The sequence below is a fragment of the Streptomyces sp. NPDC007856 genome (assembly GCF_042868225.1).
GTDB lineage: Bacteria > Actinomycetota > Actinomycetes > Streptomycetales > Streptomycetaceae > Streptomyces.
The window spans coordinates 217,042-242,347 of the sequence record NZ_JBIAEC010000011.1 but is presented as its reverse complement, the minus strand read 5'-3'; the positions used below and the strand labels follow the sequence as shown (position 1 = coordinate 242,347).

The 25,306-nt window shown below is 70.7% G+C and carries 20 protein-coding genes; 1 reads left to right on the top strand and 19 read right to left on the bottom strand.

What is annotated here, in order from left to right; all coding sequences use genetic code 11:
* Positions 1-150: 150 nt before the first annotated feature.
* The 12 genes from ACFYOH_RS26125 to betA all read right to left on the bottom strand — a co-directional run bounded on the left by ACFYOH_RS26125 (position 151) and on the right by betA (position 18,229).
* Entirely contained in the window at positions 151-753 is a 603-nt protein-coding gene (locus ACFYOH_RS26125; RefSeq protein WP_388629894.1) for a sarcosine oxidase subunit gamma, read from the bottom strand.
* Positions 746-3,982 (bottom strand): sarcosine oxidase subunit delta family protein, encoded by a 3,237-nt coding sequence (locus ACFYOH_RS26120; protein WP_388629891.1) that lies wholly within the window; start codon positions 3,980-3,982, stop codon positions 746-748. The genes ACFYOH_RS26125 and ACFYOH_RS26120 overlap by 8 nt, the downstream gene beginning before the upstream one ends.
* Positions 3,983-3,993: 11 nt before the next feature.
* On the bottom strand, positions 3,994-5,226 hold the full coding sequence (locus ACFYOH_RS26115; protein WP_388629889.1) for a sarcosine oxidase subunit beta family protein: 1,233 nt from the start codon (positions 5,224-5,226) through the stop codon (positions 3,994-3,996).
* Positions 5,223-6,506 carry a serine hydroxymethyltransferase gene (glyA, locus tag ACFYOH_RS26110; RefSeq protein ID WP_388629887.1) on the bottom strand — a complete coding sequence of 428 codons (1,284 nt, stop codon included), beginning with the start codon at positions 6,504-6,506 and terminating at the stop codon, positions 5,223-5,225. The genes ACFYOH_RS26115 and glyA overlap by 4 nt, the downstream gene beginning before the upstream one ends.
* A complete protein-coding gene (locus ACFYOH_RS26105; protein WP_388629884.1) occupies positions 6,503-7,363 on the bottom strand; it encodes a bifunctional methylenetetrahydrofolate dehydrogenase/methenyltetrahydrofolate cyclohydrolase in 861 nt (286 codons plus the stop codon). The genes glyA and ACFYOH_RS26105 overlap by 4 nt, the downstream gene beginning before the upstream one ends.
* A gap of 22 nt (positions 7,364-7,385) precedes the next feature.
* Positions 7,386-9,824 (bottom strand): FAD-dependent oxidoreductase, encoded by a 2,439-nt coding sequence (locus tag ACFYOH_RS26100; RefSeq protein ID WP_388629881.1) that lies wholly within the window; start codon positions 9,822-9,824, stop codon positions 7,386-7,388.
* A 207-nt stretch (positions 9,825-10,031) separates the two neighbouring features.
* Positions 10,032-10,997, bottom strand: coding sequence for an ABC transporter substrate-binding protein (locus ACFYOH_RS26095; RefSeq protein ID WP_388629879.1), 966 nt, complete (start codon positions 10,995-10,997; stop codon positions 10,032-10,034).
* Positions 10,998-11,010: 13 nt separating this feature from the next.
* Positions 11,011-12,987 (bottom strand): ABC transporter permease, encoded by a 1,977-nt coding sequence (locus ACFYOH_RS26090; RefSeq protein ID WP_388629876.1) that lies wholly within the window; start codon positions 12,985-12,987, stop codon positions 11,011-11,013.
* Positions 12,987-14,090, bottom strand: coding sequence for a glycine betaine/L-proline ABC transporter ATP-binding protein (locus ACFYOH_RS26085; RefSeq protein ID WP_388629873.1), 1,104 nt, complete (start codon positions 14,088-14,090; stop codon positions 12,987-12,989). The genes ACFYOH_RS26090 and ACFYOH_RS26085 overlap by 1 nt, the downstream gene beginning before the upstream one ends.
* 19 nt (positions 14,091-14,109) lie before the next feature.
* Positions 14,110-15,579, bottom strand: coding sequence for an aldehyde dehydrogenase family protein (locus tag ACFYOH_RS26080; protein ID WP_388629871.1), 1,470 nt, complete (start codon positions 15,577-15,579; stop codon positions 14,110-14,112).
* Positions 15,580-15,718: 139 nt separating this feature from the next.
* A complete protein-coding gene (locus tag ACFYOH_RS26075; protein ID WP_388629869.1) occupies positions 15,719-16,555 on the bottom strand; it encodes a 5,10-methylenetetrahydrofolate reductase in 837 nt (278 codons plus the stop codon).
* Between the two features lie 3 nt (positions 16,556-16,558).
* Positions 16,559-18,229: a choline dehydrogenase gene (gene betA, locus ACFYOH_RS26070; RefSeq protein ID WP_388629867.1), complete on the bottom strand. Its 1,671-nt coding sequence runs from the start codon at positions 18,227-18,229 to the stop codon at positions 16,559-16,561.
* A gap of 150 nt (positions 18,230-18,379) precedes the next feature.
* On the opposite strand from betA, the gene ACFYOH_RS26065 reads away from it, so the two are divergent.
* Positions 18,380-19,177, top strand: coding sequence for an IclR family transcriptional regulator (locus tag ACFYOH_RS26065; RefSeq protein ID WP_388629864.1), 798 nt, complete (start codon positions 18,380-18,382; stop codon positions 19,175-19,177).
* A gap of 62 nt (positions 19,178-19,239) precedes the next feature.
* On the opposite strand, the gene ACFYOH_RS26060 is transcribed toward ACFYOH_RS26065, so the two are convergent.
* The 7 genes from ACFYOH_RS26060 to ACFYOH_RS26030 form a co-directional block, all read right to left on the bottom strand.
* Entirely contained in the window at positions 19,240-20,373 is a 1,134-nt protein-coding gene (locus ACFYOH_RS26060; RefSeq protein WP_388629862.1) for an aromatic ring-hydroxylating dioxygenase subunit alpha, read from the bottom strand.
* A 129-nt stretch (positions 20,374-20,502) separates the two neighbouring features.
* On the bottom strand, positions 20,503-21,705 hold the full coding sequence (locus ACFYOH_RS26055) for an NAD(P)/FAD-dependent oxidoreductase (protein ID WP_388629860.1): 1,203 nt from the start codon (positions 21,703-21,705) through the stop codon (positions 20,503-20,505).
* Entirely contained in the window at positions 21,702-22,064 is a 363-nt protein-coding gene (locus ACFYOH_RS26050; RefSeq protein WP_388629857.1) for a bifunctional 3-phenylpropionate/cinnamic acid dioxygenase ferredoxin subunit, read from the bottom strand. The genes ACFYOH_RS26055 and ACFYOH_RS26050 overlap by 4 nt, the downstream gene beginning before the upstream one ends.
* Before the next feature lie 257 nt (positions 22,065-22,321).
* Positions 22,322-22,954: an MBL fold metallo-hydrolase gene (locus ACFYOH_RS26045; RefSeq protein ID WP_388629854.1), complete on the bottom strand. Its 633-nt coding sequence runs from the start codon at positions 22,952-22,954 to the stop codon at positions 22,322-22,324.
* Positions 22,954-24,039: an S-(hydroxymethyl)mycothiol dehydrogenase gene (locus ACFYOH_RS26040; protein WP_388629852.1), complete on the bottom strand. Its 1,086-nt coding sequence runs from the start codon at positions 24,037-24,039 to the stop codon at positions 22,954-22,956. The genes ACFYOH_RS26045 and ACFYOH_RS26040 overlap by 1 nt, the downstream gene beginning before the upstream one ends.
* Positions 24,040-24,253: 214 nt before the next feature.
* Complete coding sequence (locus tag ACFYOH_RS26035; RefSeq protein WP_388629849.1) at positions 24,254-24,679, bottom strand: CBS domain-containing protein; 426 nt, start codon at positions 24,677-24,679, stop codon at positions 24,254-24,256.
* Between the two features lie 35 nt (positions 24,680-24,714).
* Positions 24,715-25,017 carry a DUF5133 domain-containing protein gene (locus ACFYOH_RS26030; RefSeq protein WP_388629846.1) on the bottom strand — a complete coding sequence of 101 codons (303 nt, stop codon included), beginning with the start codon at positions 25,015-25,017 and terminating at the stop codon, positions 24,715-24,717.
* Positions 25,018-25,306 lie beyond the last annotated feature (289 nt).

Genomic DNA, 25,306 nt, shown 5'->3' with positions numbered 1-25,306 from the left:
GCCGCCCCGGGGGGGGGGGGGGGGGGGGGCCGCCCCGGGGGGGGGGGGGGGGGGGGGGGGGGGGGGGGGGGGGGGGGCGGGGGGGCCCCCCCCCCCCCCCCCCCCCCCCCCCCCCCCCGCCGGGTCATCTCTGCCGCCCTGCCGGGCCGCTCACCGGTATTCGACGGCCGCGTCCAGCAGCCAGTCCGCCAGGTAGCCGGCGAACGAGGAGCGCACCAGCACCCAGAAGCCGGCCCGGGATTCGTCGCGGGCCACCAGGACGACCTGGGTGCGGGCCAGCGTCGTCTGGGCGCAGCGGCCGGGGCCGAAGGCGCGCGGGTGCAGGTCCAGCGAGCTGCCGTGGGCCAGCAGGTCGCGCGCGCGGGGTCCGCCGACCAGCAGGGTGGTGCGCTGGGCGGAGACGTCGGTGACGGAGACCGGTTCGTCTCCCGCCGCCGCGCGGATCCGGCTCTCCAGATCCCGCTCGGTGCCGCGCAGGCCCACCACGAGCCATTCGTCGGGGCCGAGCCACACCACGGTCACGTCCCCCGCGTGCACGACGGTGTTGGGTTCCAGGGGCAGTTGGAGTCCCAGGGCGAGTCCGACGGCGTCCGCGGCCGGGCCCTTGGCGTCGAGGCGGACGTTCACCTGGGCCAGGAAGGGGAGTTCGGCCAGCCGGATCGCGCCCCGGGAGGCGCGGGTCGCGGCGGCCAGGCGGTGGGCGGCGTCGGCCAGGGGGCTGCGCTGCCGTGCGGTCAGGGCGGTGTCAGCCATCGCGGCGGGCTCCCTCGGGGTCGTAGAGGACGGGGCTTGCGACGGTCACCGGGACCAGCCGGTCGCCGACGGGTGCGTAGAGACGTTCACCGATCCGGTCCCGGCCGCCCTTGATCAGAGCGAGCGCGAAGGTCCGGCCGAGCGCCGCGCTGCGGTAGCTGGAGGTGACATGACCAAGCATCGGCACGGGCGGCGCGGGCAGTTCGCCGTCGGCAACCAGATGCGTGCCCTCCGGCAGGAAGGCGGCCGGGTCCTCGGTGAGGAGCCCGACGAGGTGCTTGCGGTCGGGGCGGACGGTGTCCGCGCGGGCGTAGGAGCGCTTGCCGATGAAGTCGGGCTTCTTCTTGGAGACCGCCCAGCCCATGCCGAGGTCCTGCGGGGTGACCGTGCCGTCGGTGTCCTGGCCGACGATCGGGTAGCCCTTCTCGGCACGCAGCACGTGCATGGTCTCGGTGCCGTACGGGGTGATGCCGTACGGGGCGCCGGCCTCGTACAGCGCCTCCCACAGGGCGAGGGCGTCCCACGGCGAGACGTTGATCTCGTAGGCGAGTTCACCGGAGAAGCTGATCCGGCACACGCGCGCCTGGATGCCGGAGACGGTCGTCTCCCGCCACGCCATGAACGGGAAGTCATCGTTGCCGACGGCGAGTCGGGGCGCGAGCGAGCCGAGGACCTCGCGGGACTTCGGACCGACCAGGGCCACCGTGGCCCACTGCTCGGTGACCGAGGTGCAGTGGACCCGCAGTTCGGGCCACTCGGTCTGCAGCCACTCCTCCATCCAGTCCAGGACGGCCGCCGCGTTGCCGGTCGTGGTGGTGACCAGGAAGCGGTCCTGGGCGAGCCGGATGACCGTGCCGTCGTCGAAGACCATCCCGTCCAGGCGGCACATCACGCCGTAGCGGATCATCCCGACCTTCAGGGTGCTCATGATGTTGGTGTAGAGCCGGTCGAGGAACAGCGCCGCGTCCGGGCCCTGCACATCGATCTTGCCGAGGGTGGAGGCGTCCATGAAGGCCACGCCGTCGCGGGCGGCACGGCACTCGCGCAGCACGGCGGTCTCCATGTCCTCGCCGTCCTGCGGGTAGTACCAGGGCCGCTTCCACTGGCCGACGTTCTCGAACAGCGCCCCGTGCGCCACATGCCACGTGTGCAGGGCCGTCGTGCGGACCGGGTCGCTGAGGGCGCCGCGGTCGCGCCCGGCGAGGGCGGCGAAGGAGACGGGCGTGTACGGGGGCCGGAAGGTGGGCAGGCCGAGCGCGGAGATGTCCACGCCGAGGAGTTCGGCCACGACCCCGCTGGCCAGGACGCCGGCCGTCCTGCCCTGGTCACCCCCGGTGCCGGCGGTGGTGTAGCGCTTGGTGTGCTCCACCGAGCGCAGCCCCGCCCCCGTCGCTCGCGCCAGGTCGTCGACCGTGACGTCACGCTGGAGGTCGACGAACCGGGGGGCGCCGGTGCCGGTGGGGATGGTGAAGACCTGCATGGGCGGGGTGTACGGCTGTGCGGCCACGGCCGGGAGAGCGGGCGCCTCGGCGGTGTAGCCCTCCGCCTCGACCGCGCGGGCGCCGGCCGCCGCGCCCTGCGCGAGGACCGTGGCGAGATCGAAGGCCCCGTTCGCGCTGCCCACGGCCTCCACCGCCTGGCGGCCGGTGTCGGGGACGAACGCGCCGAGTGCGTCGTCGTGGCGAAGCCTGCCGCCCGCCTGGCTGAACAGGTGCGCGACCGGGTTCCAGCCGCCGGAGACCAGGAGCAGGTCGACGGCGAACTCCCGCTGTCCGGCGCACTCCCCGTACGGGGCGACCGTCACCGCGGTGAGCCGGGCCCCGCCCTCGGTGCCGGTGACCGCGTGCCCGGCGAGCACCTCGATCCCGGCGGACCGGGCGCGCTCGGCCCACTCCCTGGGCTCGGGCCGGGTGTCGACGATCGCCGCGATGTCCACGCCCGCGGCCTTCAGGTCGAGTGCGGCGGCGTAGGCGCTGTCGTTGGTGGTGAACACGGCCGCGTGCCGGCCGGGCAGCACGGCGTACCGGTGGAGGTACGTCCGCGCCGAGGCCGCCAGCATCACGCCGGGGCGGTCGTTGTCGCCGAACGCCAGCGAACGCTCGTGGGCGCCGGTGGCGAGTACGACGTGCCGGGCGCGGATCCGCCAGACGCGCTCGCGGGAGACGTTCGCCGGGGCCTCGGCGCCGAGGTGGTTGGTGCGGCGCTCGACGGCGAGGAGGTGGTTGTCGTCGTAGTGGCCGAAGACGGTGGTGCGGCGCAGGACGCGCACCTCGGGGGCCGCTTCGAGGCGCGCGCGTGTCGCTTCGACCCAGTCGAGGTGCCGGCCGGTGCCGAGCAGGCTGCCGCCGAGTTCGGGCTGGTCGTCGGCGAGGATGACGCGGGCGCCGGTGCTCGCCGCCGCCGCTGCCGCCGCGAGCCCGGCCGGGCCTGCGCCGACGACCAGCAGGTCGCAGTGGGCGTGTACGGCGTCGTAGCGGGCGGGGTCCGGTTCGGTGGCGAGGCGGCCCTGGCCGGGAAGGCTGCTCGCGACCAGGCCGTCGTAGAGTTCGACCGTGGTCGCGGGGAGCATCGGCTCCGGGAAGGGGGCCTCGATCTGGACGACCGCGTTGGGTTCCTCCACGCCGGCCGAGAAGATGCCTCGGGGGCGGCCCAGTTTGATGCTGGTGGCGGCCTGGACGACGCCGTTGGCGAGGAGGGCGGAGGCGAGGGTGTCGCCCCGGTAGCCCTCGTATTCGGTGCCGTCGAAGGTGAAGGTGAGGGGGGTGCCGCGGTCGATTCGGCCGCCGGTGGGGGTGCGGAAGGGATGGTCGCCCCCGCCGCCGCTACCCGTCCCATCCTCCAGGGGCTCTGCCCCGTCGACCCCGCCAGGGGGCTCCACCCCCTGGACCCCCGTCGGCCCTGAACGGGCCTCGTCCTCAAACGCCGGACAGGCTGGTTGCTCCGGACGGGGCTCCAGCGTCTCCGGGGGCGTCTCCCCCACCCGGTACACCGCCAGGATCTCGTTCGTCGCCGTGTTCCGCACCGCGTTGAACCACTTGCGGCAGCCCGCCGCATGGCTCCACCGCTCTGCGAAGGGGCCCTTGGGGTTGTCGCGGAAGAACAGGTACCGCGCCCACTCCTCGTCGGTGAGGGCGGCGGGGTCCTCGGGGTAGGGGACGTGGGCCTGGCCGCCGTAGTGGAACTCGGCCTCGTCGCGGGGCCCGCACCACGGGCAGGTGATGAGCAGCATGGTTCGGCTCCCTAGTGGGCCACCGCGGCCGCGCCGTGCTCGTCGACGAGCGCGCCGGTGGTGAAACGGTCGAGCGAGAAGGGGGCGTTCAGGGCGTGGGGAGTGTCGTGGGCGATGGTGTGGGCGTAGACCCAGCCGACACCCGGGGTGGCCTTGAAACCCCCCGTCCCCCAGCCGCAGTTGAGGTAGAGGTTGTCTACCGGGCTGAGGCCGACGATGGGCGAGGCATCCGGGCTGACGTCGACGATGCCGCCCCAGGTGCGCAGCACATGGGCCCGGGCGAAGACCGGGAAGAGTTCCAGGGCCGCCGACATCTGCTCCTCGATGATGTGGAACGCGCCGCGCTGGGTGTAGGAGTTGTAGGCGTCGATGCCCGCGCCCATCACCAGTTCGCCCTTGTGCGCCTGGCTGACGTACACATGGACCGCATTGGACATGACGACCGTCGGGTGCACCGGCTCCAGGAGTTCCGACACCAGCGCCTGCAACGGGTGGCTCTGGAGGGGCAGTTCGATGCCGGCCATGGCGGCGAGGACCGAGGTGTGGCCGGCCGAGCACAGGGCCACCTTGCCCGCGGCGATCGGCCCGAGCGTGGTCTGTACGCCGACCACCCGGCCGCCCACCACGTCCAGTCCGGTGACCTCGCAGTTCTGGATGATGTCGATGCCGGCGGCGTCCGCGGAGCGGGCGAAGCCCCAGGCCACGTAGTCGTGCTTGGCGATGCCGGCGCGCGGCTGGTAGGTGCCGCCGAGGACCGGATAGCGCACGTCGGGTGAGGTGTTGACGATCGAGCAGACCTCTTTGACCTGCTCGGCGTCGAGCCATTCGGCGTCGACGCCGTTGAGCCGGTTGGCCTCGACCCGCCGGACGCTGTCGCGCACGTCCTGCAGGCTGTGGGCGAGGTTCAGTACGCCGCGCTGGGAGAAGAGGATCGGGTAGTCCAGCTCCTCCTCCAGGCCCTCCCAGAGCTTGAGGGCGTGCTCGTAGATGCCGGCGCTCTCGTCCCAGAGGTAGTTGGAGCGGATGATCGTGGTGTTGCGGGCCATGTTGCCGCCCGCGAGCCAGCCCTTCTCCAGGACCGCGACATCGGTGATGCCGTGGTTCTTCGCCAGGTAGTGGGCGGTGGCCAGGCCGTGGCCGCCGCCGCCCACGATCACCACGTCGTACGACCGCTTGGGCTCGGGGGTGCGCCAGAGCCAGTCCGGGTGGTCGGGCAGGTCGGCGCCGGGGGTGCGGGGGCTCATCGGGCGTCTCCGTCGTGCGAGAGGTGCGGATAGAGCGGGTGCCTGGCGGCCAGCGCCTCGGTTCGGGCACGCAGGGTGGCCACGTCCGGCTCGGGCTGGAGGGCCAGCGCGATCACGTCGGCGACCTCGGCGAAGTCCTCCTCGGTGAAGCCCCGGGTGGCAAGGGCCGGGGTGCCGATGCGCAGGCCGGAGGTGACCATGGGCGGGCGCGGGTCGAAAGGGACGGCGTTGCGGTTGACGGTGATGCCGATCTCGTGCAGCAGGTCCTCTGCGCGCTTTCCGTCGAGTTCGGAGTCCCGCAGGTCGACGAGGACCAGGTGGACGTCCGTGCCGCCCGTCAGCACCTTCACTCCGGCCGTGGCCGCGTCGGGCCGGGTGAGGCGTTCGGCGAGGATGCGGGCGCCGGCCAGGGTGCGGGCCTGGCGTTCGGCGAACTCGGGCGAGGCAGCGACCTTGAAGGAGACCGCCTTGGCCGCGATGACGTGCTCCAGCGGGCCGCCCTGCATGCCGGGGAAGACGGCCGAGTTGATCTTCTTGGCGATGTCGGCGTCATTGGTGAGGATCACGCCGCCGCGGGGACCGCCGAGGGTCTTGTGCGTGGTGGTGGTGACCACGTGTGCGTGCGGGACGGGGCTGGGGTGCAGTCCGGCGGCGACCAGGCCCGCGAAGTGCGCCATGTCGACCATGAGGAGGGCACCGACCTCGTCGGCGATCCGGCGGAAGGCCGCGAAGTCCAGCTGCCTGGGATACGCCGACCAGCCCGCGATGATCAACTTGGGCCGGTGCTCCTTGGCGAGCCGCTCCACCTCGTCCATGTCGACGAGGTTGTCCGTCTCCGAGACGTGGTACGGCACGACGTTGAGCATCCTGCCGCTGTAGTTGATGCGCATGCCGTGGGTGAGGTGGCCACCGTGCGCGAGATCCAGGCCGAGGACGGTGTCGCCGGGCTGGAGCAGGGCGAAGAACACGGCGGTGTTCGCCTGGGCGCCCGAGTGCGGCTGGACATTGGCGTAGCCGGCGCCGAACAAGGACTTGACGCGTTCGATCGCCAGCCGCTCGGTGACGTCGACGTGTTCGCAGCCGCCGTAGTAGCGGCGGCCGGGATAGCCCTCGGCGTACTTGTTCGTCGCGACCGAGCCCTGCGCCTCCATCACGGCGGTGGGCGCGAAGTTCTCGGAGGCGATCATCTCCAGGGTGGACTGCTGGCGGTGCAGCTCGGCGCGGAGGGCCTCGTGGACCTCGGGGTCCAGCTCCGCCAAGGGCGTGTTCAGCGCGTTCATACGGTGGTCGCGTTCCTCTCGGCGGCCTCGACGACGTTGGCGAGCAGCATGGCTCGGGTCATGGGTCCCACTCCCCCGGGCATCGGCGCGAGCCATCCGGCGACCTCGGCGGCCTCCGGGTGGACATCGCCGACGAGCCCGTGCTCGGTGCGGGTGATGCCGACGTCCAGGACGGCCGCGCCGGGGCGCAGCATGTCCTTGGTGATCAGTCCGGGCGAGCCGGCCGCCGCGATGACGATGTCCGCCTCGCGTATGTGCCAGGCCAGGCCCCTGGTTCCGGTGTGGCACAGGGTGACGGTGGCGTTCTCGGACCTGCGGGTGAGCAGGAGTCCGATGGGCCGTCCGACCGTGATGCCCCGGCCGACCACGCACACCCGCGCTCCGGCGAGCGGCACGTCGTGGCGGCGGAGCAGTTCGACGATGCCGCGCGGGGTGCACGGCAGGGGCGCCTCGACGCCGAGGGTGAGCCGGCCGAGGTTGACCGGGTGCAGTCCGTCGGCGTCCTTGGCGGGGTCCATGCGCTCCAGGACGGCGTTGGCGTCCAGGTGGCGGGGCAGCGGAAGCTGGACGATGTAGCCGGTGCAGGCGGGGTCGGCGTTGAGTTCGTCGATGACGTCCTCGACCTGCCGCTGGGTGGCGTCGGCGGGCAGCTCGCGGCGCAGGGAGGCGATGCCGGCCTGCGCGCAGTCGCGGTGCTTGCCGGAGACGTAGGCGTGACTGCCCGGGTCGTCGCCGACGAGGACGGTACCGAGGCCGGGCGGGCGGCCGGTCAGGGCCGTCGACTTGGCCACGCGCTCGGCGAGTTCACGCCGGATGGCAGCGGCGGTGGCCTTGCCGTCGAGAAGTTGTGCGGTCACGTGCGGTACTCCCCTCGAACGCTCAGCCGCGAAGGCGGGACATGGCCGGGTCGAACAACGGCTCCTCGGCGACGACCGCCTCGATCCGCTGGTCGAAGTAGCCGATCTGCACGGTCCTGCCGGGCTCGGCCAGTTCCGCCGGGAGCCACGCGTAGGCGATCCCCTTGCCGATCGTGTAGCCGTACGCGGCGCTGGTGACATAGCCGACGGCGCGGTCGCCGTCGTACACCGGCTCCTTGCCCATGACGACCGCCCGCGGGTCGTCGATGGTGAGGCAGCTCAGCCTGCGCCGCACGTCGGTCTTGCGCCGCTCCAGCGCGGCCTTGCCGAGGAAGTCGCCCTTGTCGAGCTTGACGGCGAAGCCGACGCCGGCCTCGTAGGGGTCGTGCTCGTAGGTCATGTCGGTGCCGAAGGAGCGGTAGCCCTTCTCCAGTCGGAGGCTGTTGAAGGCGCCGCGGCCGGCGATGATGCCGCCCAGCGGCTCGGCCGCGGCCCACAGGGTGTCCCACAGCTTCAGGCCCTGGTCGGCGGTGGTGTACAGCTCCCAGCCCAGCTCGCCGACGTACGACAGCCGCATCGCGGTGACCGGGACGCTGCCGATGTAGGCGTGCTTGGCGCGGAAGTACTTCAGGCCGTCGTTGGAGAAGTCCTCGTCGGTGAGCGGCTGGAGGACTTCCCGGGCGAGCGGGCCCCACAGACCGATGCAGCAGGTGCCGGCGGTGATGTCGCGGACCTGGACGCGGCCGTCGGCGGGCAGGTGGCGGGTGAACCAGTCGAGGTCCAGGTTGCCGTTGGCGCCGACCTGGAAGAGGTCACGGGCGAGGCGGGCGACGGTGACGTCACTGCGGATGCCGGCGTCGTGGTCCAGGAGCAGCGTGTACGTCACCGAGCCGACGGACTTGGCGACCTTGCCGGTGACCAGGCCCTCCAGGAAGTCGGCGGCTCCGGGGCCGCTGACCTCCAGGCGCTTGAGGGCGGTCATGTCGTAGAGGGCGACCTTCTCGCGGGTGACCTGGGCCTCGGCACCGACGATGGGCGACCAGTAGCGGGCGGCCCAGTCGTTGGGGATGGGGATGTCTCGTCCCTCGACCAGCGCGGCGTTGGCCTCGTACCACTGGGGGCGCTCCCAGCCGTTCGCCTCCAGGAAGAACGCGCCGTGTTCCCGCTGGCGGACGTAGAAGGGGCTGGTGCGGATCGGGCGCGGCTTCCCGGCCGGCTGGAGGGGGTGGAGGATGTCGTAGACCTCGACGAAGTTCTGGCAGTCGCGCGCCAGGACGTACTCCGGGGAGAGCTGGTGCGGCTCGAAGCGGTTGACGTCGCACTCGTGCAGGTCGAAGGAGGAGCAGTAGCCGTCGACCAGCCATTCGGCGACGGCCCGGCCGACGCCCGCGGAGTGGGTGACCCACACGGCCTCGGCGACCCAGAAGCCTTTGACGTCCGGGGATTCGCCGAGCAGCGGATAGCCGTCGGTGGTGAAGGAGAACAGGCCGTTGATGCCCTCCTCGACCTTGGCCTCCCTGGTGGCCGGGAGCAGGGACTGGGTCTCGGTCCAGGCGTCCTCGAAGTCCTCCTCGGTGAACTTCAGCACCGAGGGCATCTCCTCGGCCTCGTCCACGGAGAGGATGTCGTCGGCGGAGACCGGCATGGGGCGGTGGCCGTAGTAGCCGATGCCGAGGCCGTCGTAGCGGTCGCGGTAGTAGAGGTCGGCGTCCTGGTGGCGCAGGATCGGGCGGACCGCCTCCTCGGTCTGGCCGGCGAGGGCGGGGACCGGGCCGGTCCAGGCGAGCTGGTGGGCGAGCGGGGTGAGCGGCAGGTTCATCCCGACCATGCGGGCGATCTTCGGGCCCCAGATGCCGGCGCAGCACACGACGATGTCGGCTTCGATCTCGCCCTGGTCGGTCACCACCGCGGTGACGCGGCCCGCGCTCTGCGTCACGTCGAGGACTTCGTGCCGGGCGAGGAAGCGCACGCCGCGCCCGGTGGCCCGGCGGATCTGCGCCTCGACGGCCAGGACGGCCTTGGCGAGGCCGTCGGTGGGGACCAGGAGGCCGCCGAGGACCTTGTCGCGGTCGACCAGCGGGTGCTTCGCCACGCACTCGTCCGCGGTCAGCAGGCGCGCCTCGATGCCCCAGGCCGTGATCCAGCCGTGGCGCCGCCGGAGTTCGGCGAGCCGCTCGGGGCTGGTCGCCACCTCGAGGCCGCCGACCTGGAGGAAGCAGGGCTTGCCGTCCACCTCGAGGGAGCAGAACTTCTCGACCGTGTACCGGGCCAGCTCCGTCATGGTCTTCGAGGCGTTCGTCTGGAAGACCAGGCCCGGGGCGTGCGAGCTGGAGCCCCCGGTGGCCGGGAGGGGGCCCTGGTCGACCACGGTCACCTCGGTCCAGCCGCGCGCGGAGATCTCGTCCGCAAGGGCGGCTCCCACGACGCCCGCTCCGATGATGACCACTCGGGGTCCCGCCATCGCCCAACCTCCGAACTCGATACCGGTTCAGTTGCTTGTTGCGCAACGTGATTCAGGTTGCGCAACTCAATGTGCCTGTCGCCATGGAGGGTGTCAAGGGGTCGGTGACGTCGGAAAACGGCCTGGAACACGGCAATGCCCGGCGGGCGGTGCGCACTGGTGCACACCGCCCGCCGGGCGTCCTCAGCCGGCCTTTGCGACCCCCTGCTACTTCAGCCAGGCGTCGACCTTGTCGCGGTTGGCTTCGACCCACTTCTTGGCCGCCGCGTCGTCCGACATCTTGTCCACGGCGATGTACTTGGCCACGGTGTTCTGGTCGTCGTTCGTCCAGTGGAAGTTGTTCACCAGCTTGTACGCCGGGCTGCCCGACTTGGCGAACTGGGCACTGACGATCTTGTCCAGGTCGTACACGGGATAGTCACAGGCCACCTTCGCCGCGTCGGCGTCGCAGCCCTTCGTGTACGCGGGCAGGTTGACCTTCACCAGCGGCACTTCCGACATGAACCACTGCGGTTCGTAGAAGTAGCCGATCACCCATTGCTTGTTCTTCTCGGCGGTGCGGTAGGCCTGGATGAGCGCGGTCTCGCTGCCCGCGTACACCACCTTGAAGTTCAGCTTCAGGTTCTTGACCAGGGCGGCGTCGTTGGTGACGTACGACGGGTCCCCATCGAGCAGCTGGCCCTTGCCGCCCGACTCGGAGGTCTTGAAGTTGGCGGCGTACTTGTTCAGGTTCTTCCAGTCGGTGATGTCCGGGTGGGCCTTGGCCAGCCACGGCGGCACGAACCAGCCGATGACGCCCTTGTTGCCGGTCGAACCCGCCTCCACGGCGGTCTTCTGCTCGGTGATGTACTTCTTCTTCAGATCGTCGTGGCCCCAGTTCTCCAGGACGGCGTCGACCTCGCCGGTGCCGAAGCCCTGCCAGGCGATCTCCTCCTTCAGGTCCTTCTTGTTGACCGTACAGCCGAGGTCGTGCTGCGCCACGTACGCGACAACCGCCGCGTCCGCCTCGTAGCCGACCCACGGGTTGACGGCCAGGTTGAAGGCGCCGCACTTGCCGCCCGAGGACTTCGCGCCGGCGGAGGTGCTGTCGCCGACCTTCGCTCCCGAGCAGGCCGTGAGGGTGAGGCCGAGGACGGCCAGGCCGGCCGCTCCGGCTCGCCAGTGTCTTGCCATGGTGTCGTGCTCCTTATGCCCTGGTGCGTCGCGCCGCAGCCTGCGTGATCCGGTCGAACATGACTCCCAGCAGTACGATGGCGAGCCCTGCCGCCAGCCCCTTGCCGTACAGCTGTCCCTGCGAGAATCCGGCCACGACGTCGTAGCCGAGGGCGCCTGCCCCTACCAGGCCGCCCACCACAACCATCGACAGCACATAGATCAGACCCTGGTTGGTCGCCAGGGTCAGGGCACTGCGTGCCATCGGCAGCTGGACCTTGGTGATGATCTGCCAGGTGTTACACCCGGCGGAGGTGGCCGCCTCCACGGTGGCCTCGGACACGTTCCGCACACCGTCCGCGATGATCTTGATCGCGACGGGCGCCGCGTAGACGACGGCCGCGACGATCGCGGTGAACCGGGTGGCGCCGAAGAGGGCCAGGAACGGCACGAGATAGACGAACGGCGGCATGACCTGTGCGGCGTCCAGGCTGGGCCGCACGATCCGGTCCACCAGTTGACTGCGCCCCATCCACACACCGAAGACGACGCCGGACAGCATCACCAGCACCGTGGCCACGGCGGTCGAGGCGAGGGTCGTCATGCTGTCCGACCACAGCCCGGTGCCGACGAGCAGCCCGACGCACACGGCGGCCGTCACCGCGGCGAGCCGGCCGCCGAGCACCGCGCCGAGCGCGACCAGGGTGATGCCGACGAGCCACCAGGGGGAGTCCGTGAGCAGTGTCTGGAACGGGTTCAGGAGACCGTTGGTGATGATGTCCCGGACGCCGTTGGTCAGTCCCGAGAGGTGGTCCTGCAGCCAGGTGGTCGTCGTGTCGGCCGCGCTCGCGATGTGACTGCCGGTGCTGCCGTTGCCGGGGAACTCCGCCGCCCAGACGTACGTGTGCGACAGGTAGACCAGGACGGCGGCCGCGATCCCGCCCGCCACCAGCAGCGGACGGCGCCACTTCCGCAGCCGGTCACCGCTGCGCCGGGCCGTGTCGGCGCGTGCGGCCGCGGCGGTGGTGACCCGGTCCAGCACGATGGCCATGACGACGATGGCGAGGCCCGCGTTGAAGGCCGTGCCGACGTCGAGCGACTGCAGGGCCTGTACGACGGTCTTGCCGAGGCCGGGCGCGTCGATCAGGGCGGCGATGGTCACCATGGCCAGGGCGGCCATGATGGTCTGGTTGACGCCCATGACCACGGTGCGCTTCGACATCGGCAGCAGCACTTTCAGCAGTTGCTGCGACCGTGTGGTGCCGAGCGAGTCCGCGGCCTCGACGGTGGTCTCGGGCACCGAGCGGATGGCGTGTGCGGTGATGCGGATGGCGGGCGGTGCCGCGTAGATCACCGTGGTGATCACGGCGGAGGCCCCGCCGATGAGGAAGATCAGGGTCAGCGGGGCGAGGTAGACGAAGGTCGGCATCGTCTGCATGAAGTCCAGGAAGGGCGTCATGATCCGGTTGAACCGGTCGGAGAGCCCGGCCCACACGCCCAGCGGGATGCCGATGAGCAGCGCCACGAGGACCGCCGACAGGGTCAGCGCCAGCGTGTCCATGCTCTCCTGCCACAGGCCCTGCAGCCCGAAGAAGGTGAATCCCGCGACCGCCAGCAGGGCGACCCGCCAGTTGCCCACGGCCCAGGAGACATAGCCGGTGAGTCCCACGACGCCGAGCCAGCCGATCTGCGGGACCGGGCGGGTGCCGGTGGGCTGGGAGATCAGCGACTGAACGAAGGTCACCAGGTTGTCGATGGCCAGCCGGATCTCGTTGAAGAAGTACAGGAAGACCGGGTTGGAGTTGCGGTTGGCCCCGATGCTGTCGTTGACGTCGTTCAGCCAGCGGTGCAGGCCGGTGAGGTCGGCCGCGGCGAGGGCCAGCGTCTGCCTGCCGCGCAGCACGGCGAAGAGCACCAGCCAGGCCAGCAGGATCGCCGCCACCACCATCGGGCGGCTGACCCGCTCACGTATCGTCGCGACCGGCGCGGTCGCGTCGGCGGCGACGGCCATCACGCACCGCCTTCCTGACCGGCTGCCTGTCCCGCGACGACGGAGAGGATCTCCTCGTCGCCGACGATGCCGAGCAGCTTGCCGTTCTCGACGACCTTGACCGGCTTGTGGGCGGCCAGCACGGTACGGGTGGCCTCGCGCACCACGACGTCCGGTCCCAACTCGGGTCCGTCCAGGGCGTCTTCGCTCTCCACCGGGCGCATGATCCAGCGCAGGGTGAGGACGTCGCCACGCGGCACGTCCTTCACGAAGTCGCGTACGTAGTCGTCCGCCGGGGCGCCGACCAGTTCGTCACCGGTGCCGCACTGGACGGTCTTGCCGTCGCGCATGATCAGGATGCGGTCGCCGAGCTTCAGGGCCTCGGAGAGGTCGTGGGTGATGAACACCATGGTCTTGCCGACCTCGTGGTGCAGGCGGATGACCTCGCTCTGCATGTCGCGGCGGATCAGCGGGTCGAGCGCGGAGAACGGCTCGTCGAAGAAGAGGACGTCGGGGTCGCCCGCCAGGGCGCGGGCGAGACCGACGCGCTGCTGCATACCGCCGGAGAGCTGGTCGGGGTAGGAGTTCTCGTATCCGGCCAGGCCCACCAGTTCGACGGTCTCCAGCGCGCGCTTGGTGCGCTGGGCCTTGCTCATGCCGCGTATCTCCAGCCCGAACGCCACGTTGTCGACGACCTTGCGGTGCGGCAGCAGGCCGAAGTGCTGGAAGACCATGGAGAACTTGCTGCGGCGCAGTTCGCGCAGCCGGCGGGCGTCGGCGCCGCGGATGTCCTCGCCCTCGAAGACGACTTCCCCGGCGGTGGGTTCGATCAGCCGGGTCAGACATCGCACCAGGGTGGACTTTCCGGAGCCGGACAGGCCCATGACGACGAAGACCTCGCCGGGCGACACCTCGAAGTCGACGTCCCGTACGGCGGCGGTACAGCCGGTGCGGTCCATGAGCTCGCGGCGGGTGAGTCCGCACAACTCCGCGGAGCCCGGCACCTCGTCGGCCTTCGGCCCGAACACCTTCCACAGCCGGCGCACGGAGATGACCGGGGTGCGGTCCTTGGGATGCTGGGACGTGTCGCGCCGCTGCGACACCTCGGTCTGTGCTGGGGTCATGATCGACCTCTTTCGGCGTTCAGCCGCGGAACCAGTGCTGCGGCCGGGGTTGGATGTTCTGCCAGACGTGCTTGGGCTCTCGGTACTCGTCCAGGCCGGTCGGTCCCAGCTCACGGCCCACGCCCGAGTGCCCGAAGCCACCCCATTCCGCCTGCGGCACATAGGGGTGGTAGTCATTGATCCACACGGTGCCGTGGCGCAGCCTGCGGGCGACCCGCTGGGCCCTGCCCGCGTCCTGCGTCCAGACGGCTCCGGCGAGGCCGTACTCCGTGTCGTTGGCGATGCGGACGGCGTCGTCCTCGTCGTGGAAGCGTTCGACGGTGAGCACGGGTCCGAAGGACTCCTCGTGCACCACGCGCATGTCCTGCCGGCACTCGTCGAGGACGGTGGGCGGGTAGTAGAAGCCGTCCGCGAGCGCGGGGTCGTCGGGGCGCGCGCCTCCGCAGCGCAGTACGGCGCCCTCGGCCAGGCCTGCGGCGACGTACGCCTCGACCTTCTCGCGGTGCTGTGCGGAGATCAGCGGCCCGGTCTCGGCCTCGGGGTCGAAGGGGCCGCCGAGGCGGATGAGCCGGGCGCGGCGTACGACCTCGTCGACGAAGGCGTCGTGGATCGAGTCCTCGACGATCAGACGGGCGCCGGCCGAGCAGACCTGCCCGGAGTGCAGGAAGACGGCGGTGAGCGCGAAGTCGACGGCGGTGGCGAAGTCGGCGTCGGCGAAGACCACGTTCGGGTTCTTGCCGCCGAGTTCCAGCGCGACCTTCTTCACCGTCGCGGCGGCCGTGGCCATGATGTGCCGTCCGGTCTGCAGGCCTCCGGTGAACGACACCATGTCGACGGCCGGGTGCTCGGCGAGCGGCGCGCCCGCCTCGGCTCCGGCACCCAGCACCAGGTTGGCGGCGCCGGCCGGGAGGCCCGCCTCCTCGAGCGCCTTCATCAGCAGGACGGAGGTGGAGGGCGTCAGCTCGCTGGGCTTGAGGACGACGGTGTTGCCCGCGAGAAGAGCGGGGGCGACCTTCCAACTGGCCTGCAGCAGCGGGTAGTTCCAGGGCGTGATCAGTCCGCACACGCCGACGGGCTCGTAGCTGACCCGGCTGAGGGCGTCGTCGCGTCCGGTGTCGATCACCCGTCCCGCGCTGGTGCCGGCGATGCCGCCGTAGTAGCGGAAGCAGGAGACGACGTCGGCGATGTCGTACTCGCTCTCGACCAGGCGCTTGCCGGTGTCGAGGGACTCGGCGCGGGCGAACTCCTTGGCGTCGCGCTCGATGATGTCGGCGGTGCGCAGCAGCAGCGCGCCGCGCTCCCGCTCGGGGGTACGGGGCCAGGGGCCCTCGTCGAAGGCGCGCCGGGCGGCGGCGATCGCCGCCTCGGTGTCGGGGCGGGTCGCCTCCTGGACCGTCGCGACCAGCGTGCCGTCCGCGGGGCAGCGGATCTCCCGGTGGCCGCCGGCCACCGCGGCGCGCCATTCTCCGTCCACGTACAGATCTGTCACGGCCGCGCCCTTCGAAGAATTCGTTGCGCATTGTGCATTGAATTGCTTGTGGTGGAACACCCTGGCCGAATCGGCCGAGACCCGTCAAGGGGTCGGTGTATCTCGATTTGGCCGCCGCCGCGTCGCCCACCCGCGTACGTCAGCCGCCCAGCCGGTCCAGTGCCGCACGGCGCCAGTGCTCCGTCTCGGCGATCTGGTTGAAGGTGAAGAGGTGAAGGCCGGCCACGGCGGCCGCGGCCCCGGTGAACGCCTCGGCGCCGCGGCCGAGCAGCCGCTCGGGGGCGTATCCGCCGGGTGCCGCGAACCGCAGGAACCAGGAGGGGTGCCGGGTGAGGAAGCGGGTCGACTCCCCCACCCCGATCTTCGTCGCCATCGACAGCAGCTTCGCCCGCTGGACGGGCCCGGCGACGCCCACGTACACGGGCAGGGTGATGGCGCGGCGCCGGATCCGGGTGATCCAGTCGCCGAGCACACGCGGGTCGAAGCACAGGTTGCTGACGATGTACGTGGCGTGCGTCCGCTTGTCCCACATCGACTGGATGGTGATGTCGTCATGGATGAGCGGATGGCTCTCCGGATAACCGGTGATGCCCAGCTCGGCGAAGGGTCTGCCCAGGTCGCTCAGGGCGCGCAGCACCGCCAGCGCTCCGTCGTACGGCCCGGCCGGCGGATCGGCGTCACCGGCCGGCACGAAGACGTCGTCGACGCCCGCCGCACGCAGCCGCTCGGCGACGTCCTTCACGTGTGCGTCGTCCCGCAGCAGCCGTGCGGGCACATGCGGGACCACGCGGTATCCGTGCGCCGCCAGTCGCTCGGTGAGGCCGAGCGTCGGCTCCAGCCCCTTGACCGGCGACGCCGTGACCGTGACCACGACGTCTCGCGGCACATGGGCGAGGACCTTCTCCTCGGTCGCCTTCGCCGGCAGCACCTCGTAGCGGACCCGGGTGAGCAGCTCTTGCAGGGCGTCGGCGCCCATGGCTCACCCGGCCTGCTTCTGGGCGTCGCGGTGGCGGTAGTACGCGGCCTTCGACGGCTCCAGCGGCTCCTTGCCGAGGATGAGGTCGGCCGCCTTCTCGGCGATCATCATCACCGGCGCGTAGATGTTGCCGTTGGTGACGTACGGCATCACCGAGGCGTCCACCACGCGCAGCCCGTCCAGTCCGTGCACACGCATGCTCAGCGGGTCGACGACGGACATCTCGTCGGTGCCCATCTTGCAGGTGCACGAGGGATGCAGCGCGGTCTCGCCCTCCTTGGCGACCCAGGCGAGGATCTCCTCGTCGGTCTCGACGGAGGTTCCGGGCGAGATCTCGCCGGCGTTGTAGGGGGCGAGGGCGGGCTGGTTGAGGATCCTGCGGGCGACGCGGATCGCCTCGACCCACTCCCGGCGGTCCTGCTCGGTGGAGAGGTAGTTGAAGCGCAGCGCCGGCTTGACCCGCGGGTCCCTGCTCTTGATCTTCACCGATCCGATGGCGTCCGAGTACATGGGCCCGACGTGCACCTGGTACCCGTGGCCGCCGGACGGCGAGGAGCCGTCGTAGCGGACGGCGACCGGCAGGAAGTGGAACATCAGGTTGGGGTAGTCCACGTCCTCGTTGCTGCGGGCGAAGCCGCCCGCCTCGAAGTGGTTGGTGGCCGCGGGGCCCTTGCGGAACAGCCACTGCAGCCCGATGAAGGGGGCGCGCCACTTCGCCATGTACGGCTGCATGGAGACGGGCTGCTTGCAGCCGTACTGGACGTACACCTCCAGGTGGTCCTGCATGTTCTCGCCGACGCCCGGCAGGTCGTGGACGACGTCGATGCCGAGGGCGGACAGTTCGGCGGCGTTGCCGACACCGGAGAGCTGCAGCAGCTGCGGGGAGTTGATCGCGCCGCCGCACAGGATCACCTCGCCGGCGCGGACCTGCTGGGGAGCGCCCTTGCCGCGCCGGTACTCGACGCCGACGGCCCGCTTGCCCTCGAAGAGCACCCGGGTGACGAGGGCACGCGTCTTCACCGTGAGGTTCGGCCGCTTCATGGCAGGCTTGAGGTAGGCCTTGGAGGCCGACAGCCGGCGCCCGCGGTGGACGTTGCGGTCGAACTTGGCGAACCCTTCCTGCCGGTAGCCGTTGACGTCGTCCGTCGGGGCGTAGCCCGCCTCCTCGGTGGCCTTGAGGAAGGCGGTGAAGAGCGGGTTGGTGGCGGGGCCGCGCTCCAGCACGAGGGGTCCGTCATGGCCGCGGAACTCGTCGTCCGGGTCGGCCGCCAGACAGTTCTCCATCCGGCGGAAGTAGGGCAGACAGTGGGCGTAGTCCCAGGTCTCCATGCCGGCATCGGCCGCCCACCGCTCGTAGTCCATGGGGTTGCCGCGCTGGAAGATCATGCCGTTGATGCTGCTGGAGCCGCCGAGCACCTTGCCGCGCGCGTGGTAGATGCGCCGGCCGCCCATGTGGGGCTCGGGCTCGGACTCGTACTTCCAGTCGTAGAAGCGGCTGCCTATGGGGTAGGTGAGCGCCGCGGGCATGTGGATGAAGACGTCCCAGGGGTAGTCGGAGCGGCCGGCTTCCAGGACCAGCACCCGGTTGCCGGGGTCGGCCGAGAGCCGGTTCGCCAGTGCGCTGCCGGCCGATCCACCGCCGACGATGACGAAGTCGTACTGCAGGGGAGCCATGGTGCCTCGTCTCGCTCGCGCCGTTGATGTGCGGGCATGCTAGTACGGGTATCGCTATACGCACTAGGTTGCGAACAACGCAACTTGTAAGATCTTTGTTCACAGCGCGTTACTTGCCTGCGTGTTGTTTACTGCGCGTATAGTTCCGCTATGAGCAACTACAGTCCGGATACCGAAACGAACGGTTCGCCGCCCGGTGGGGTGCAGTCCGTCGACCGCGCCATCAGCGTCCTGGAGATCCTGGCCCAGCGTGGCGAGGCAGGCGTGAGCGAGGTGGCCGCCGAGATCGATGTGCACAAGTCGACGGCGTTCCGGCTGCTCGGCGCCCTGGAGGCACGCGGCCTCGTGGAGCAGTCGGGCGAGCGCGGCAAGTACCGGCTTGGCTTCGGCATCGTACGCCTGGCGGGCGCCGTCACGGGACGCATCGACATCACCCAGCAGGGCCGGCCGGTGTGCGAGCGCCTGGCCGAGGAGATCGGCGAGACGGTCAACATCGCCGTGATGCAGGAGCGCTACGCGATCAACCTCTACCAGGTGCGCGGCCAGTCCGCGGTCACCGCCCACAACTGGGTCGGCCAGCTGACCCCGCTGCACGCCACCTCCAGCGGCAAGATCATGCTGGCCCACCTGCCCGCCAAGGAACGCGCCGCCCTGCTGACCGAGACGGGCCTGAAGAAGCTGACCCCGCACACGATCTCCGCGAAGGCGAAGCTGGAGAAGAACCTCGCCGAGGCCCGGGAGCGCGGTTACGCCTGGACGCTGGAGGAGCTGGAGATCGGGCTGCACGCCATGGCCGCCCCGATCCGTGACCGGGAGGGCCGGGTCATCGCGTCGATCAGCGCCTCCGGGCCCTCCTACCGGTTCACCGAGGAGCGCATGCACGAGTTGGCTCCGGTGCTGGTCAAGGGTGCGGAGGAGATCAGCCACCGGATGGGATACCTCGGCTGAGCGCACGGAGCACCACCGCCGTACGGCCCGCGTACGCCCCCCGCGCGGGCCACGGGCGCTCCTCACTCCGGGTGGTGCGTGCCGAGACGCTCGTTCACCCAGTCGTGGAAGGCACCGATGTGGTGCTCACTGGGCACGAGCACGCCGCCCTTGGCGTACAGCCGTGAGCTCATTCCGGGCTGGGTGCGTTCGCAGGCGTCGAAGTCCTGGCGGTTGACCCGGTCGAAGAGCTCCACGGACCGGCTGACGTCCTTGCCGGTCTCCACCACGTGCGGGAGGTAGAGCCAGTCGCACTCGACGATCGTGCGGTCGACGGCCACCGGGTACATCCGGTGGAAGATCACATGGTCGGGCACGAGGTTGATGAACACCTGCGGCTTGACGGTGATCGCGTAGTACCGGCGGTCCTGCTCCTCGGACACCCCCGGAATGCGGTCCAGGCCCTCTGAGCCGTCGACGGTGAAGCCCTGGATCTCCGCGCCGAACTCGGCGCCGTGCCCGACGTAGTACTGGGCGGCGTAGCCGTCGGCGAACTCGGGCAGCACCTCGGTGAGTTCGGGGTGGATCGTGGCGCAGTGGTAGCACTCCATGAAGTTCTCGATGACGAGCTTCCAGTTCGCCTTGACGTCGTAGACGATCCGCTTGCCCACCGAGAGGTTCGCGATGTCGTAGCGGTCGATCGACGCGGTGTCGCCCAGCCGCTCTACCACGGCTCCCATCACGTCCTCCTCGAAGGAGGGCGGGTTCTCCGCCAGGCAGACCCAGACATAGCCGAGCCATTCGCGGACGGCCACGCTCACCAGCCCGTACTCGGTGCGGCCGACGTCGGGCATCTTGGTCAGGTTGGGCGCCGCGACGAGCTTGCCGTTCAGGTCGTAGGTCCAGGCGTGGTACGGGCACTGGAAGGCCCGCTTGACCTCGCCCGTCTCCTCGGTGCAGAGCTTGGCCCCGCGGTGCCGGCAGACGTTGAAGTAGGCGCGGATCGCGTTGTCCCGGGCCCGGGTGACGAGGATGCTCTCGCGGCCCACGTCCACGGTGCGGAAGGCGCCGGGCTTGGCCAGGTCGGACGAGCGCGCGACGCAGAACCACATCGTCTCGAAGATGTGCTCCTGTTCCTGGGCGAAGATGCCGGGGTCCGTGTAGGCGGAGCCGGGGAGAGTGGCGATCAGGCTGTCCGGCAGGCTGGTCGAGGTCACGGTGCACTCCTCGGGAAACGTCGTGGATCGATAGGTCACGCGCCGGGAAGAGCGACTTCGGTCGGCGTTGTGTATGAAGCAACACTGCGTTTCATGTGCAACGCAGAATGGGTTGCCGCAGGGGCGGTGTCAAGACGTGACGGCGGCCAACTGCTTGCGCCATCGGGTGAACAGCCGCGGCTGGTTCATGCCGAGCACGGCGACCGGCCGATCGGCCCTGCGGTAGACGGCCAGAAAACTGCGGTCGTCGGTCGAGCCCTCCTCGACCGTCACGCTGTCGGCCCCGGCGGCATGGCCGGCGAACTGGATCTTCACGCCGTACTGATCGGACCAGAAGTACGGCGGCCGGGGCACACCCGGCTCCGTCGCACCGTGGGCGAGCAGCACGGCGACGGCGGCGTCCGGCCGTTCCAGCGCGCCGGTCCAGTGCTCGACCCTGCGGTGGACCCCGGTGTGCGGGTCGTACCAGTTGGCGCAGTCGCCCACGGCGACCACCCCGGCGACACTCGTGCGGCCGTCGGCGCCGCACTTCACGCCGTTGTCGAGGGCGACGCCGGAGCCCTCCAGCCACTCGACACAGGGGCGCGCCCCCACACCGACGACGACGGTGTCGGCGGGGATGCTGCGGCCGTCCTCCAGCAGCACGGCGTCGACCCTCCCCCAGACTCCGCCCGGGGGGACCCTCGTCTCGCTCCGCTCGTCCCCGCTCAGGCCCTTGACCCCCACGCCGCACAGCAGCCGTACACCGTGATCGGTGTGGAGGGCGGAGACGACCTGGCCCATGGCCTCGCCGAGCGGTCCGGCCAGCGGTGTCGGAGCCGCCTCGACCACGGTCACGTCGAGACCGAGGGCGTACGCCGTGGAGGCGACCTCGGCGCCGATGAAGCCGCCGCCGATCACCACCAGCCGTCCGCCCCGGGCCAGGTCGTCCCGCAGGGCGCGGGCGTCGTCGAGCGTGCGCAGCACATGGACGCCGGCGAGACCTTCGGTGCCGGGCAGGGTGCGGGCGGCGGCGCCGGTCGCGAGGACCACGCCGTCGGCGCGTATCTCCCGGCCGTCGGCGAGCCGGATCGCCCGCCCGGTGCGGTCGAGGCCGGTGGCGCGGGCGCCGAGCACCCATTCCGCCTGGAGCTCCTCGTCGTCCCTCTCCAGTGCCAGTTCCGCTTCGCCGATGGCACCGGCAAGGAACTCCTTGGACAACGGCGGCCTGTCGTACGGGCGGTGGAGCTCGTCGCCGACGACGACCAGCCGGCCGTCGTACCCCTGCTTCCGCAGCGAGCGCGCCGCCGACAGACCGGCCAGCGAGGCGCCCACCACGGCGACGGTCCTCACGCGGGGCCTCCGGCCAGGCGGGCGGCGACGCACGGCGGCAGGTTCGGCGCCTCGGTGGACAGCCGCACGTGGACCATGCCGTCCTCGACGACGACCTCATGAGTGCGGACCGGGAGCTTGGCCGGCGGTGCGTCCACGGCTCCGGTCCTCAGGTCGAACTTGGAGGCGTGCAGAGGACATTCCACCTCACAGCCCTCCAGCCAGCCGTCGGCGAGCGACGCGTCCTGGTGGGTGCAGGTGTCGTCGATGGCGAAGAGCTCGCCGTCGTCGGTGTGGAACACCGAGACCGGCGGGTCGATGTCGAGCCGGTGGGCCTCGCCTCGCGGTAGATCCGCGAGTCGGCACGCGGGAATCATCATGACACCTCGGTGCGTATAGCGAAACGGATTGCGATTAGCGCAACGCCAGTCTGCTGGCCGCCCTGAAGCGTTGTCAAGGCATCCACAGGGCCCTTTGCGCGGGGTCCGGCGACCGGTTTCCGGGCATGCAGCAGCGACCTCGAAAGCGCAGGCCAGCAAAGAGATCAGGGGTGGTGGCACAGGTGCGACGACGGCCCTGCCGCCGGTGCCGTTCACGTCGGTCCGTCACCGGGGCAGGGCCGCTTGTCGCCGGGCGGTCAGAAGCCGCGTTCGATCCACTCCTGAAGATGGGGCGCCTCGGCGCCGATGGTGGTGGTGTCGCCGTGGCCGGTGTGCACGACGGTGTCGTCCGGCAGGGCGAGGAGGCGTTCCCTGAGGGAACGGATGATGGTCGGGAAGTCGCTGTACGACCGTCCCGTGGCCCCGGGGCCGCCGGCGAACAGCGTGTCGCCGCTGAACAGCGCGGACAGGTGCGGGGCGTACAGACAGACGGCCCCCGGGGCATGTCCCGGGGTGTGCAGGACGGTCAGCTCCACTCCGGCGACGGTGAGGCGCTGCCCGTCGGTCAGCTCGCCGTCGGGCGCCCGGTCGGGATGGGTCTGTTTCCACAGCGGCAGATCGTCGGCGTGCAGCAGGACCGGGGCGCCGGTGCGGGCGGCGAGGTCGGGTGCGGCGTCGATGTGGTCGTTGTGCGCGTGGGTGCACACGATGGCCCGCAGGGTGCGACCGCCGAGGGCCCGGGCGATGGCGTCGGCGTCATGGGCGGCGTCGATCACGACCGCCTCGGTGTCGTCGCCCACGATCCATACGTTGTTGTCGACGTCCCAGGTGCCACCGTCCAGCGAGAACGTCCCCGAAGTGACGAGCCGTTCGATGCGGGCGCCCGCCATCAGAGGACCACCACCGAGCGCAGCACGTCGCCCTGGTGCATCCGCTCGAAGGCCTTCTCCACCTCGTCCAGCGCGATGGTCTCGGTGACGAAGGCGTCCAGGTCGAGACGGCCCTGCAGATAGAGGTCGATGAGCATCGGGAAGTCACGGGAGGGCAGACAGTCGCCGTACCAGGACGACTTGAGGGCGCCGCCCCGGCCGAAGACGTCCAGCAGGGGCAGTTCGAGCTTCATCTCGGGGGTGGGGACGCCGACGAGCACGACGGTGCCGGCGAGGTCGCGGGCGTAGAAGGCCTGCTGGTACGTCTCCGGGCGGCCGACGGCCTCGATGACGACGTCGGCGCCGAAGCCACCGGTCAGCTCGCGCACCGCGTCGACCGCGTCGGCCTGCTTGGAGTTGACCGTGTGGGTCGCGCCCAGCTTCTTCGCGGTGTCCAGCTTGCGGTCGTCGATGTCCACGGCGATGATCCTCGACGCACCCGCCAGCCTCGATCCGACGACCGCCGCGGCTCCCACCCCGCCGCACCCGATCACGGCGACGGTGTCCCCGCGGCCGACGTTCCCGGTGTTGATCGCGGCGCCGAGGCCGGCCATCACTCCGCAGCCGAGCAGCCCGGCGGCAGCGGGCGAGGCGGCCCGGTCGACCTTGGTGCACTGGCCGGCCGCGACGAGCGTCTTCTCGGCGAAGGCGCCGATGCCCAGCGCGGGCGAGAGCTCCGTACCGTCGGTCAGGGTCATCTTCTGCTTGGCGTTGTGCGTGTTGAAGCAGTACCAGGGCCGACCGCGCAGACAGGCCCGGCACTGGCCGCAGACGGCACGCCAGTTGAGGATCACGAAGTCACCGGGCGCCACCTCGGTGACCCCCTCGCCGACCGCCTCGACCACACCCGCGGCCTCATGCCCCAGCAGGAAGGGGAAGTCGTCGCTGATACCGCCCTCGCGGTAGTGCAGATCGGTGTGGCAGACCCCGCAGGCCTCGATCTTGACCAGCGCCTCGCCCGGGCCGGGGTCGGGCACGATGATCGTTTCCAGACTGACAGGGGCGCCCTTGCTCCGCGCGACGACACCACGGACCTGCTGAGACATGGCCACTCCTCGGCTCACAGCGGGATCGAGACGTTGCCCATTACGGCACACCTCTCACGTTTCGCAACACAGCATCGCGGAGGCCGAAGCAGCGGTCAAGGATCGGTCAGCCGTCAAAGGTTTCGCCGACGACTCGGCCGGCCGACTCCGGTGAGCCGGAGTAGGCGTTCGGCGGCCGAACCGTCGGCGACGGGGTGGCGGGTCTCTTACATGATCAGGCGGGGGCGTACACCCGATGGACGAACTCCACGAGCTGGTCGTCGCCGAGGTGCCGGGCGATGTCGGTCTCGCTGATCATCCCGATCATGCGCTTGTTCTCGACCACCGGAAGGCGCTTGATCTGGTGGCCCTCCATCTCCCGCAGGGCGTCCGAGATGTCGGCGGCGGCATCGATCCAGCGCGGCGTGCCCTCGCACAGGTCACCGCACGTCATCCGCGCCGGGTCACGACCCGAGGCGATGCACTTCACCACGATGTCGCGGTCGGTGATGATGCCGCACATGCGGTCACCGTTGTCGGGGTCGCTGACCGGAAGTGCGCCCACCTCGTGGTCCCGCATCATCTGCGCGGCCCGGTCCAGCGTCTCGTGCCGGGGTATCCACTGGGCGCCCGGGCTCATGATGTCCTTCGCAGTCGTCATCGCTCGTCCCTTCACGACTGTGCCGGTGCGAGCAGTCAGCCCGCCCGGGAATCCTGGGTCGTCGGAGCGGACCGACGCGAGCGCCGGCCGACGGAGGCCGCACGCACCCGCCCTGTCCGCTTCCTCAGATAAGTGACCAGGTCGGTGCGCAGATAGCGCCGGGCGGCGGCGGCCGCCTCCCGCGGGTTGCGCTCGCCCATCAGCACGCACAGCGTGTAGCCCGAGTCCTCGAAGGCGGCACGGGACGCGAGATCGGCGGGTGCCGCGACGGTGGCGCGTTCGCACACCCGATAGTGTCGCAGCAGGCGGCGGACTTCGGATTTCGCCGGTAGCAGCATGGTGAGTTCACCACCCCAGGTGACTCGGCGGACTTCCGGTGGTGGCGCCGATGCCGCGGCGCACGAACACATCCATCGGCCGAACAAGGCCTGCAGCCATGGTGCCCGAGGTGCGCGGCGCTGTCTTGTTGGCCTTTCAATCGGCGCTCAGGCCCGTGCTCCCGGCCCCGTGATCCCGCCGGGCCCGGTCGTGTCCCGCCTCCTGCGCCACCTGGAAACGCGGTGGTGGCGGTGACGGCGACGGGTGCCGCCCACGGCCGTCATCGCCAGCCCGAGGCAGAAGACGAGT